The organism is Acidovorax sp. HMWF029 (assembly GCF_003060895.1).
In the GTDB taxonomy this organism is placed as follows: domain Bacteria; phylum Pseudomonadota; class Gammaproteobacteria; order Burkholderiales; family Burkholderiaceae_C; genus Acidovorax.
The window spans coordinates 2,447-13,776 of sequence record NZ_QAIH01000226.1 but is presented as its reverse complement, the minus strand read 5'-3'; the positions used below and the strand labels follow the sequence as shown (position 1 = coordinate 13,776).

12 protein-coding genes are annotated in these 11,330 nt (G+C 65.8%); 5 read left to right on the top strand and 7 right to left on the bottom strand.

Annotated features, from left to right (window positions below; genetic code table 11):
* The 3 genes from DBR12_RS16890 to DBR12_RS16880 all read right to left on the bottom strand — a co-directional run.
* The coding region (locus DBR12_RS16890; protein WP_233244655.1) for a DEAD/DEAH box helicase at positions 1 to 1,926 on the bottom strand (1,926 nt) is incomplete at its 3' end.
* Positions 1,927 to 1,951: 25 nt separating this feature from the next.
* Positions 1,952 to 2,674: a hypothetical protein gene (locus DBR12_RS16885; RefSeq protein WP_233244653.1), complete on the bottom strand. Its 723-nt coding sequence runs from the start codon at positions 2,672 to 2,674 to the stop codon at positions 1,952 to 1,954.
* A gap of 384 nt (positions 2,675 to 3,058) precedes the next feature.
* Positions 3,059 to 3,970: a DMT family transporter gene (locus DBR12_RS16880; RefSeq protein ID WP_108618328.1), complete on the bottom strand. Its 912-nt coding sequence runs from the start codon at positions 3,968 to 3,970 to the stop codon at positions 3,059 to 3,061.
* Between the two features lie 134 nt (positions 3,971 to 4,104).
* Here DBR12_RS16880 and DBR12_RS16875 point away from each other — a divergent pair, with 134 nt between their 5' ends.
* Entirely contained in the window at positions 4,105 to 4,548 is a 444-nt protein-coding gene (locus DBR12_RS16875; protein WP_108618327.1) for an Lrp/AsnC family transcriptional regulator, read from the top strand.
* A 535-nt stretch (positions 4,549 to 5,083) separates the two neighbouring features.
* On the opposite strand, the gene DBR12_RS16865 is transcribed toward DBR12_RS16875, so the two are convergent.
* From DBR12_RS16865 to DBR12_RS16855, 3 genes are all read right to left on the bottom strand, one after another.
* Positions 5,084 to 5,599: a hypothetical protein gene (locus DBR12_RS16865; protein WP_108618325.1), complete on the bottom strand. Its 516-nt coding sequence runs from the start codon at positions 5,597 to 5,599 to the stop codon at positions 5,084 to 5,086.
* A 21-nt stretch (positions 5,600 to 5,620) separates the two neighbouring features.
* Complete coding sequence (locus DBR12_RS16860) at positions 5,621 to 5,875, bottom strand: GlsB/YeaQ/YmgE family stress response membrane protein (RefSeq protein WP_108618324.1); 255 nt, start codon at positions 5,873 to 5,875, stop codon at positions 5,621 to 5,623.
* Between the two features lie 135 nt (positions 5,876 to 6,010).
* Positions 6,011 to 6,676 carry an adenylate/guanylate cyclase domain-containing protein gene (locus DBR12_RS16855; protein WP_108618323.1) on the bottom strand — a complete coding sequence of 222 codons (666 nt, stop codon included), beginning with the start codon at positions 6,674 to 6,676 and terminating at the stop codon, positions 6,011 to 6,013.
* A 172-nt stretch (positions 6,677 to 6,848) separates the two neighbouring features.
* Between DBR12_RS16855 and DBR12_RS16850 the strand changes: the two genes are divergently transcribed.
* Positions 6,849 to 7,238 carry a hypothetical protein gene (locus DBR12_RS16850; RefSeq protein WP_108618322.1) on the top strand — a complete coding sequence of 130 codons (390 nt, stop codon included), beginning with the start codon at positions 6,849 to 6,851 and terminating at the stop codon, positions 7,236 to 7,238.
* A 46-nt stretch (positions 7,239 to 7,284) separates the two neighbouring features.
* Here DBR12_RS16850 and DBR12_RS16845 read toward each other — a convergent pair whose 3' ends face one another.
* Positions 7,285 to 7,872: a C40 family peptidase gene (locus DBR12_RS16845; RefSeq protein WP_108618321.1), complete on the bottom strand. Its 588-nt coding sequence runs from the start codon at positions 7,870 to 7,872 to the stop codon at positions 7,285 to 7,287.
* Between the two features lie 213 nt (positions 7,873 to 8,085).
* On the opposite strand from DBR12_RS16845, the gene DBR12_RS16840 reads away from it, so the two are divergent.
* From DBR12_RS16840 to DBR12_RS23035, 3 genes are all read left to right on the top strand, one after another.
* Positions 8,086 to 9,228: a PQQ-dependent sugar dehydrogenase gene (locus tag DBR12_RS16840; protein WP_108618336.1), complete on the top strand. Its 1,143-nt coding sequence runs from the start codon at positions 8,086 to 8,088 to the stop codon at positions 9,226 to 9,228.
* A 203-nt stretch (positions 9,229 to 9,431) separates the two neighbouring features.
* Positions 9,432 to 10,961 (top strand): thymidine phosphorylase family protein, encoded by a 1,530-nt coding sequence (locus DBR12_RS16835; RefSeq protein ID WP_108618335.1) that lies wholly within the window; start codon positions 9,432 to 9,434, stop codon positions 10,959 to 10,961.
* Positions 10,962 to 10,963: 2 nt separating this feature from the next.
* Positions 10,964 to 11,330, top strand: a 367-nt coding sequence (locus DBR12_RS23035; RefSeq protein ID WP_233244650.1) for a ribose-phosphate pyrophosphokinase-like domain-containing protein, incomplete at its 3' end; no start/stop codon positions are given.

Below are 11,330 nucleotides of genomic sequence, written 5' to 3'. Positions count from 1 at the left end.
GGGGCGCACGCGCTGGGCCAGCAACTGGGCGCGCAGGGTTTCGCCGTTTTCTTCGATGGGCTTGCGCCAGCGGGCGTTGAAGCTGCGCACATCGCCCAGAAAGCCGGGCATCAGAAAGTCGAACTGCGCCCACAGCTCGCCCAGGTGGTTTTCGAGCGGCGTGCCCGTCAGGCACAGCAGGTGCGGGGCTTGCAGGCGGCGCAGTGCGCGGGCGCTGCGGCTGCCCGCGTTTTTCACCATCTGGGCTTCGTCCAGGATCAGCAGGTGAAAGGGCTCTGCCGCCAGCGCCTCCACATCACGCCACAGCAGGGGGTAGGTCGTCAGCACCAGGTCGTGGTCAGCGATGTGCAGGTAACGTTTGCCACGGTCGGCGCCATGCAGGGCCAGCACGCGCAGGCTGGGCGCCATGCGGGCGGCTTCGGCCTGCCAGTTGAACAGCAGCGAGGTTGGCACCACCACCAGCGCCGGCCGGGCCAGACGCCCAGCTTCCTTTTCAGCCAGCACATGGGCCAGCGCCTGCGCGGTTTTGCCAAGGCCCATGTCGTCGGCCAATATGCCGCCCAGGCCCTGGGCGCGCAGGTATTGCAACCAGGACAGGCCTTCGAGCTGGTAGGGGCGCAGTTGCACTTGCAGCCCCTGCGGTGCGGCCACCGGCTGGGGGGTGCCGATGCGGCGCAGGCGCTGGGCCAGCTGGTTCAGGCCCGCATCGCCTTGCAGTTGCCAGTCGTTGTTCCAGCCATTCACGGTGCCCACGCGGTGCGCCAACACCAGCCCGGCACGCAGGGCTTCGATGCGGCGGGCCTCCCAGGCACCCAGGCGCAGCGGGTCGCCGTCCTTGCGCTGGTTGCGGGTGGGGTCGGTCAGCAGGTCCACCATGGCACCCACAATGGCCTTGAGCGGGCCGGCGGGCGCATCGATGCGTTTGCCGCCGGGGGCGCGCAGCGAAATGATGGCGATGTCGTCGATGGCGGCCATTTGCTGCGCGTTGAGCCAGCGCGCGTCGCGGCGCAGCAGGTCGGCCAGCATGGGGGCCAGGTCCAGCGTTTCGCCGTCGATCTCGATACCCAGGCTCAGCAGCCAGGCGCCCTCGCGCTCGGGCAGCATGAGCTTTTGCACAGGGCGCTGGCGCTCTGCCAGCGGGCCATCGATCTCTTTGCCCAGCAGCTCGCCGGTGTCGGGGGCGATCAGAAGTTTCCAGCGCTGTACCGGCACGCTTTCGTGCGCAAAACCGGGGTGCACCACCACGCTCCAGCCCTCGGCGCGCAGCTGCGGAATCTGCTCGGCCCAGAAGTCGCCAAAGTGCGCTTCCTGTGCCAGTGTCCACACAGGGCCCAGCGTGGCAGCGGCGGCGCGGTGGCGCCATTGCAGCTTGGTGCCATCGACAGGGACCAGCCCCAGGTCCCACACGCGGTCCAGGGCGTCGGACTCAGCCGCCAGGTTGCGCTGCATGCGCACCACGGGGTCGCCGGTGTCGAACAGATCTTGTACGGGGGCAGGGCGGGCGTTGAGGATGGTGTTGGGCGCAGGCGTCTGCCAGGTGGCGCCATCGTCGGTGCGGTAGGTCCACTCGACTTGCACCAGCGTCACGCTGTCACCGCGCGGCCCCAGCTTGCCCTGGGGCGCCATGCCCAGCAGGCCGTCGCCCCGGCCCAGGGTCATGAGGGTGATGCGGGGGCGGAACTGGCCTGCGACCACACCGGATGGAGCGGGGACTGGTGCCGCAGAAGGGATGGGTGCCGCGCCGTCTCGCAGCAGCGCCATCACGTGTGCGGCCTCGGCGTCGGTCAGCGGGGCCAGCGCCTGCAGCGTGGCCGCATCGGCGCGCTGGCGCAGGGCGTGGGTCCAGACTGCGATCAGTGCGCTCCGGTTCGAGCGCGGCGCAACTGGGGGCGCGGGGTGGACGGGGTCGTGGCCAGCGGCAGGCATAAGCCACCGATTGTGCCGTCGTCGCTTAGAACTCCCAGGCCATGCCCACCTGGCTGAAGTTGCGCCCATTGCCACGGCCCACGGCTGCCGAGACCTTGAGACCGTCGGTGATCTCGTAGCGCAGGCCCAGAGCCTTGTCGGGGCGCAACTTTTGTTCGCCATGGATCTCTGAGGTGAGGCGCAACTTGGTGGTCAGCGGCAGCTCATGCCCCACCGCCCAGGTGGCGGCGCGGTGGCGCACGCCTTGCACCCGGACGGTGTGGTGGCCCGCATTGATGTGCAGGGCCTGGTCGTTGGCAAACCGGTAGGTGGCAAGGCCGGTGATGGTGAAGGCCCGCTCGGAAAAGTGCGCCAGGGTGGCGTCGTCGCGCACTCGGGTGTGGCCCAGATCGAAACGGGCGCCCAGCGACCAGCCCGCATCGTTCTGGATGGGAACCCACTTCACGCCCCAGCCGCGGCCCTGCAGCGTGGTGGCCGGGCTCTGGCCCTTGTCACGCGCGTGGGCCAGCGATACCTCCATCTCCAGATCGGGCTGCAGCCCCATGCCAAACACCAGCTCGGTGCCTCGGATCTTGGCGTCACGGCCCAGGGTGGCTTCAAGTTTCAGCTTGCCATGGGCGAGCGTTCCAGCGTCGTCGGTGTGCATGGGGGCTTCGGCATGGGCGCGCAGAGCGCCTGCGATGCAAGTCAGCGCCAGGCACCAGGGCGCGATCCGGGAGGGGCGGCGGGGATTCAGGAGGCTTTTCATTGGAGTCTCGTAGCAAACGTTGTCCAAGTCATTGTGGTGTTGCCTGTCGGAAGCCACGTGAGCGACTCGGTCGGCCCAGGCATCACAATGCTGAAGCTTGAAGCACGTTTTGGCAACATTGTCTCGCCCGTCTTGAGAGCGGGCCACCAGCCCCCCAGCTCTGAGCCCTTGCGCGTCCTGACCCAGGGCTACAAGCTGCGAAAGCAGCCTGGCGGACGCGCCGGTTTATCCGCTGCGCATAAAAGAGGCCCATGGACAGGGTGTCGCCATCAGCGATAGAGCACCAGCTCGCCGCACGCCTCTTACGCCCTTGCCTGCCCTGGACGGCATCAGATAGTGATATGGGCTTTGAGAGTGGGGCGTTTGCGAACGGTAAAACCGTGGCTATCGGGGTTTGGTGTTGCCAATTCCTGCCGGGTTCTGCACAGCAGAGCGGCCCCGGGTGGCCTGCTGGCTCATCGCTGCGGCGGCCACCAAAATGGCCGCTGCACCCAGCCATTGCGCAGGTTGCAGCCGGTGGTCAAACGCCACATAGTCCACACTGATCGCCACCACCGGATAGATGAAGGAGAGTGCGCCTTGCAGGTAGGTGGGCAGTTTTTGCACTGCGCCATACAGCAGGATGTACATGAGGCCCGTGTGCACCACGCCCAAGGTGACCAGCAGCAGCCAGGTGACAGCGTCCTGCGGCGGGGTGCCCAGATTGGCGAAGGGAGCGAGCATGAAAACCCCTACGGCCACCTGCACCATCGCGATAAGGTGTGGCGGCGTGCCCGTGAGTCGCTTGGCAACCACAGAGGCAAAGGCCCAGAAGAACGCCGCACCCAGCGCCATGGCAATGCCCAGAGCGTAGTTGCTGCCCGGAAGGTCTGCGCTGGGCCGGGCCTGTGCGATGAGCAGCATGCCCCCGAAGGCAGTCACCAGCCAGCCGAGCTTGGCCAGCGTGATTCGCTCGCCAAATAGCAGGGCGCCAAAGACCACCAGCATGAACGGCTGCGTGTTGTAGACCGCTGTGGCGACGGAGATGGAGGCATGGGAGTAGGCGCCGAACAGCAGCAGCCAGTTGGTGACAATGGCTACGCCGCCCAGTGCTGCCCAGCGTGCTATGCGCCAGGTCATGCCGCGCAGCAGCCCCATGGCCCAACACACCAGGCCCAGGGCCAAGACGCCAAAGGCACAGCGCCAGAACACCACCTCCAGCGTGGGTAGGCCCGATTGCACGACAAACCAGCCGATGGTCCCCGAGATGGCCATGGCGACGCTCATCTCCAGCGTGCCCTGTGTTTTCTTGTCCATATGGTGTTGCTCTGCCGTGGTTGTTGATGGCAGAACTATAGAAAACACGAGGTGGCATTGGAATCCTCTACGTTAGGCAGTATTCCAGATCGTCCTGATAATCTGAGGCAATTCGTTCAATTCGCATTTACACAATGGACGCCATCGACCAAGCCATCCTGACACAGCTGCACCAGGACGCGCGCACGTCGCTCAAGGAGCTGGGCGAGCGCGTGGGCCTTTCATCGCCCAGCGTCTCCGAGCGTCTTCGGCGGCTCGAAGAGCGCGGGGTGGTGCGCGCGTTCACGGTAGACATCGAGCCGCGCGCACTGGGCTACCAGCTGCAGGCCATCGTGCGCATCCGGCCCCTGCCGGGGCAGCTGGCGGCGGTGGAGCAGCTTATCCGCGACACGCCCGAGTTCTGCGAATGTGACAAGGTGACGGGTGACGATTGTTTTGTGGCCCGCGTGTTCGTGCGCTCTATCGAGCAGCTCGACGGGGTGCTCGATCGCATTGCCGACAAGGCGCAGACAAACACGGCCATCGTGAAGGCCCAAACCATCCGGCGGCGGGCGCCGCCCTGGGTTCCGGGCGTTTGAAAGGGGCGGCCTTGGGCGCAGTTCAGCCGCCCAGCGCACGTTCAAAAATTCCCCTGCAAAAGACCCTTCGAAGGCTGGGACAGCACGGGCATAGGAGTCTGCGCGGCAGAAGGCATCGAAGCGAAACGCACGAAAACCGAGGATCGCGTGGTGCTACCGACAAGCCCAGGGTGGTCCCCTGGGCGGAGGAGTTAGTACCGCGCGAGACCGGTTTATCGCACGTTGCAGCCTATGCTCCTTCTGCCGCGCAGACTCCTAGCCGTGGACAAAGCCGGCCAAGTGCCACCCGAGATCGTCGCCGAACTCCATGCTGGCATCTCCAAGCCCATGCAATCGTTCGAGGGAAAGGCCGAGTTGGAGGAGGTGTGCCTCCGCGTGACAGGCACCAGCCAGCAGGACTACGCCCGTACTATCGCTGGCGACGGGGTGGCGCGGGGCAACGCGGTGGCGGCCACTGGCTTGAAGGCTCACGGAGCGCACAAGGGCCCAGACAACCTGGAAGACTGCAGCAGCGTCATCTGCCCATGGACCTGGTCTACTTGCTGTCGGCAGGGTCAGAGGCTGAAAGGGGCAGTTGCAGCCCGGCCTCCTGCACCACCCGCACGCAGTCGCGCAGATGCTGTTCCCCCAGGTAGCGCAGCGTGGCATAGCCCAAGGTGGCAGCCACGGCTTGGCCTGCCAGGGGGACGTACTTGGCGACCTGCTTGGTGGTCAGGCGTAGTCCCACCGTCTGCGTGGCGCGCAGCACCAATTCGCGCGTGATCAGCTTGCCTATCAGAACTGAACCGACCAGGCTCACGGCCTTTTGCACCTGTTCACGTTTGCTAGGGTCGAGCTGGTCAATTTGCCCGGCGGACAAGCCAAACTCGGCGCTGATTTGTGGAATGAGCCGGGACAGCAGGGCTGCATCCACAGCCCAATCGAGGCCCGGCACGGGCACCATGCTGGCGGCGGCTGCCACCAGGGCGCGCCGGTGCAAGAGCTTGCGGGCTCGCCGCACTGCTGCGGCCAGATCCGGGTCCCCGGCGGCCATCTGAGATGAACTGGGCATGTGGCAGTCCAGAGCGGCGGTTTACGATGACTTGCCCTTGACCAGGCCGTACACCACCAGCAGGACCACGGCGCCCAGCACCGAAGCGATCCAACCGGCCGAGTCGCCCTGCGCATACCAGCCCATGGCCTGGCCCACATAGCTGGCCAGGAAAGAGCCCGCCACCCCCAGCAGCGCCGTCATGATCCACCCCAGTTTGTCGTCCCCGGGTTTGATGGCACGGGCAAGGAAGCCAACGACCAGACCGACCAGCAGCGTTCCCAGTATTGACAGCATGTTTTCCCCTTTGTGAACTTGCGCGAGCTTGTTTGTGGATGTGATGAGAGCGAGACACCGGCACTTTACCGAATGGGCTGGCCGCGCCCTGTGGGACAACGTTCCCTGAGTGAGTCACCAGGAGGAAGTGGCGCTCTATCGGGTGAAGTTCAAGGGCCGCTCGAACAAGCAATGCACGAAGCGGCGCGCGTTCAGGTCCATGCCCGAAATCTGGTGTCTGGCGCTGTCGCAAATGTAGCGGCCCGGTGGCAGGTCTGCATGGGCGGCTTCCGTCAGCAGGATCTCGTTGGCACCGGCAATGTCTTCGCCGAGCTTGCAGGCGCAGTTCATCTCGGGGCCAAAAAGATCCTGATGTGCGATGACCAGCGTGGGACCGAAGCCAATGCCCGCGCTCACGTTCAGGATGCGTTCGGGTGGCAGAACGGTGTTCATCGCCTGCAGGGCGCGCAAGGTGTCCAGCGCGGCCTCCAGAGCCTGCCCTGGCGTGTTGAACACCGCAAAAAGGTTGTCGGCCTCCTGCTTGATGATTTCGCCGCCATTGCCGTCGATGGCGGGGCGAGCCGCTTGCTCCATCTGGTGGATCATTGCCAGGAAATGAATGATGCCGTGGCTTTGGGTGATGCGCGAGAAACCGCACATGTCCAGCACCAGGATGGCCACGTTGCGTACGAAGGCCTGCTCGATGACCGCATCGATGCCCGCTGCGTTGGCGGGGGCTTGGTTGCGCTCTGCCAGGAGGCGCCGCAGATAGTCCTTGTTATGGGGGGCCTGGACCCCGGGTGCCGCAGAAGGGTGGTGCATGGAGGTCGCCTGTGGGTGGTGTCTGACATGGTAGCGCGGCACCTGCTGGCGGGGCAGGCCACGGCAGCGAGACTACATTGGGACTTTCCGTGCAGCGCGGCGCGGCGGCGATAGCCGCATGTGCTGCCTGCCTACTCTGGCATAGCTCCATCCGCCAAGAAAGGGAATTCCCATGACCCATCCACGTTGGACCCGCTCCGGTGCCGCCCTGGCGGCTGTTGCGTGCGCCTTGGGGGGTGTATTGGCCCTGCCCCCAGGAGCGCTGGCGCAAGTTCAAGGGGACGAAGCCTCGCTTGCACGAGGCGCGGTGCCAGACACCACGCCCCAGCAGCGCTACCAGTCGGCCATCCGAGAAGCGGGTGGTGGGCTCAAGGTCAGTCTGGAGGAGTGCCGGACCACGGCAGCCGCAGAGCGCAAAGCCTGCGAATCCCAGGCCCGCGCACGCTACCGAGCTGACCTCGCGGCCGCCAAGTCACTGTTGAAGGACCCGTCTGCCGGGCCGGTGAATGTAGTGGGAGGGCCTATTCGCAGCACCGAGACGGTGTACGAGATCAAACCCTGATCTCCTGCCGCCTGCTGGCGAGGGCGCATCGGCTACGCCCCTGGGTTTATTGCGGTTGCGCAGCCTGGGCGCTGCTTGTGCCGCCTTCGGCAGAAGTCACGCGCCGCGCGCCGTTGAAACGGCGCTTCCAGTAGGCCACGCCCATGTCCTCGACCCGGATTTCTGAGCCGCTGCGGGGGGAGTGGATGAATTTTCCATCCCCCACATAGATGCCAACATGGCTGAAATTGCGACGCATGGTGTTAAAGAACACCAGGTCACCCGGCTGCAGTTCATTTTTGTCGATGACCTGGGTGGCGGCTGCCTGCTGGTCAGCGCGGCGGGGCAGCAGCAGGCCCACGGTCTGCTCGTACATGGCGCGCACAAAACCGCTGCAGTCAAAGCCGGTTTCAACACTGTTGCCGCCACGTTTGTAGGGTACCCCCAAGAAACCCATGGCGTTGACTACCAGGTCGGAAGCCCGCCCTGCCATCGTGTGGGCCGTGTCGGCCACTTGGTGGCTCACGTTTTCCAGCCGTGTGAGCAGGCCTTTGTCCGCAAGCAAACGGTCCATATCGTCAGAATTGGCCGTTTGGGGGGCTGCCTGCGCGGTGATGGCGCAGGCCAGGATAAGGAGGCAAAACCATCTGGACATGGGGGCGAAGGGTAACACGGTATGGTTGCTTATCAGAAATAAGCTGTTTTGCAAGCCATTGATTTGATTCAACTAAACGGCGATTACCAGGATTGCCAGGCACGGTGGCCTGAAAGCGGTACGCTGGGGGGGCATTTTTCGGCGCGCGGGTCCTGTGGCTGCCAGCCCTTGGCGTCCATCCTTGCGCAGAGTGATTTTTCTGCGGTGAATTTCATGAAAAAACCGGCCTTTGCGCGCATCAGTAGAGTCAAGGTAGCTATATTTTTTATAGCTTTTGGCTGCGTGGCCAGCAGCGGGGCCCAGAACAGCGGGCCGACCGTCTCGCTGGTCCCGGTGGCCTCCGGGCTGGCAAACCCCTGGGCGCTGGCCTTTCTGCCGGACGGGCAGTTTCTGGTCACTGAACGGCCTGGGCGTATGCGGGTGGTGAGCGCCACGGGCCAGGTGGGCCCGGCGCTGGCCGGAGTGCCAACGGTAGCAGTGGGCGGGCAGGGCGGTCTGCTTGATGTGGTGACGGATGCCGACTTTGCGCGCAACCGCCGTATCTATTTCTGCTTTTCTGAGCCCGCTGCCAGCGGCGCTGGCAACAGCACGGCCGTGGCACGCGCCACCTTGGCTGTCGATGCGCGCAGCTTGCAGGACGTGCGCGTGCTCTTCAGCCAGCGACCCAAGGTCGAAAGTGCGCTGCACTTTGGCTGCCGCATCGTGCAGGCGCCGGATGGCAACCTTTTTGTGGCTCTGGGCGAGCGCTACCACCGCAAGGACGATGCGCAAAAGCTCGACAACCACCACGGCAAGGTCATCCGCATCACCCCTGACGGCGGTGTACCGCCCGGCAATCCTTTCGCGAGCCAGCCAGGCGCACTGGCCGAGATCTGGAGCTATGGCCACCGCAACCCGCAGGGCGCCACGATCGGTCCCGATGGGAAGCTGTGGATGCACGAACACGGCCCGCAGGGCGGTGATGAGATCAACCTGCCCCAACCGGGCCGCAACTACGGCTGGCCCGTGGTCACCTTTGGCGAGAACTATGGCGGCGGCAAGATAGGCGAGGGTACGGCCAAGGCGGGCATGGAGCCGCCATTGCACCAGTGGACACCGTCCATCGCGCCCTCGGGCATGGCCTTTTTGACCAGCCCGCGCTATGGCATGGCTTGGCAGGGCAGCCTGATGGTGGGTTCGCTCAAATTTGGCACCCTGCACCGGCTGGAGCTCTCGGGCGGCAGAGTGCAGCGCGAAGAAAGATTGCTGCAGGGCAACGGCGAGCGCATTCGCGACGTGCGCCAGGGGCCGGATGGGCTGATCTACATGGTGACGGATAGCCCCCAGGGACGGCTGCTGCGCCTGCAGCCGGATTGATGGCGGCGGTGGGGCATTGCTTGACCCAGGTCATGCCACCCGAAGTTTCCGCCCGCCAAACGCTGTGGTGCGGGGTGTTCACCAAGTGCCTGTCGGCGCTTTGGCGTTAGGCTGGCGCCATGCACGCCGAGCCTTCTTCCCTCGCATCAGCTTCTGCCCCTCCATCACCAGTGCCCTCGGCGGACGCTCCGCCTCGCTCACAGCTGGCGTTGCGCCGGGTGGCCATCGACACCTGGCGTGAAAACGTGGCCTACCTGCACCGCGACTGCGCCGTGTACCGGGCCGAGGGCTTTCAGGCCCTGTCCAAGATCGAGGTGCGTGCCAATGGCCGCCATATTCTGGCCACGGTGAATGTGGTGGACGACCCCGCCATCGTGGGTTGCAACGAACTCGGCCTGTCGGAAGACGCCTTCGCCCAGCTGGGGGTGGACAATGGCCACACCGTGTCGGTGGCGCAGGCCGAGCCGCCCGCGTCCATGGGGGCGTTGTTCCGCAAGATTGCCAGCGAGCGGCTCACGCGAGAAGACTTTGGCGCCATCGTGCGCGACATTGCCGACCACCGGTATTCAAAGATCGAACTCACGGCCTTTGTGGTCGCCTGCCACCGCAATGAACTGGACCGTGAGGAGGTGTTCTTTCTGACCGATGCCATGGTCGCCAGCGGCAGGCGGCTGGACTGGCACGAACCGCTGGTGGTGGACAAGCACTGCATCGGCGGCATCCCTGGCAATCGCACCACCATGCTGGTCGTGCCCATCGTCGCGGCGCACGGCATGTTGTGCCCCAAGACGTCTTCGCGTGCCATCACCTCGCCCGCAGGCACGGCCGACACCATGGAGGTGCTGGCCAAGGTTGAGTTGCCGCTCGAACAACTGGCCGACATCGTGCGCGACTACCGGGGCTGCCTGGCCTGGGGCGGCACGGCCCACCTGTCGCCCGCCGACGATGTGCTGATCTCGGTGGAGCGGCCGCTGTCCATCGACTCGGCGGGGCAAATGGTGGCGTCCATCCTGTCCAAAAAAGTGGCGGCGGGCGCCACGCACCTGGTGCTCGACATTCCCATCGGCCCCACGGCCAAGGTGCGCTCCATGCCCGAGGCGCAGCGCCTGCGCCGCCTGTTTGAATATGTGGCGCGGCGCATGGGCTTGTCGCTGGACGTGGTCATCACCGATGGCCGCCAGCCCGTGGGCAATGGCGTGGGCCCGGTGCTGGAGGCGCGCGACGTGATGCGCGTGCTGCAAAACGACCCGCGCGCGCCCGACGACCTTCGGCAAAAGGCACTGCGCCTGGCCGGGCGCCTGATCGAATGCGACCCCGATGTGCGCGGCGGCGACGGCTATGCGATTGCGCGCGACATCCTGGACTCCGGCCGGGCGCTGGCGCGCATGAACGCCATCATCGCCGCCCAGGGCGGCACGGGGTTTGACCATAACCACCCGGCGCTGGGTGCGCTGACGCTGGATGTGGTGGCCCCTGCCAGCGGGGTGGTGGCGGGCATCGACAACTACCAGATCGCCCGCGTCGCCCGGCTGGCCGGGGCGCCCAAGGTGCCGGGCGCCGGGGTGGACCTGATGCACAAGCTGGGCGACACCGTGGCCGCAGGCGACCTGCTGTACCGCGTGCATGCCAGCTACCCGGCCGACCTGGAGTTTGCGCGCCATGCGTGCGAACGGGACAGCGGCTACCGCCTGGGCACGGCCGACGAGGTGCCGCGCGTGTTTGTGGAGTTCTGACCATGGCCGCACCTGAAGCCGCGTGCGTGCTGTATTTTGACGACGAAGCCGCACCTGCGCTGCGCCTCGCACGGGCCGCGGGCCTGACGGCCCAGGCCATCGAGCGCCACCGCTTCCCCGATGGAGAACTCAAGCTGCGCCTGCCGGTGGACGAGACCACTGGCCGCCTGCCACGGCACGCCGTGCTGCTGCGCAGCCTGCACCAGCCCAACGAAAAGCTGGTGGAGCTGCTGCTGGCCGCACGCACGGCCCGCAGCCTGGGCGTGCAGCACCTGACGCTGGTCGCGCCGTACCTAGCGTACATGCGGCAGGACATGGCCTTTCAGCCCGGCGAGGCCGTGAGCCAGCAGGTGGTGGGCGGGTTTTTGG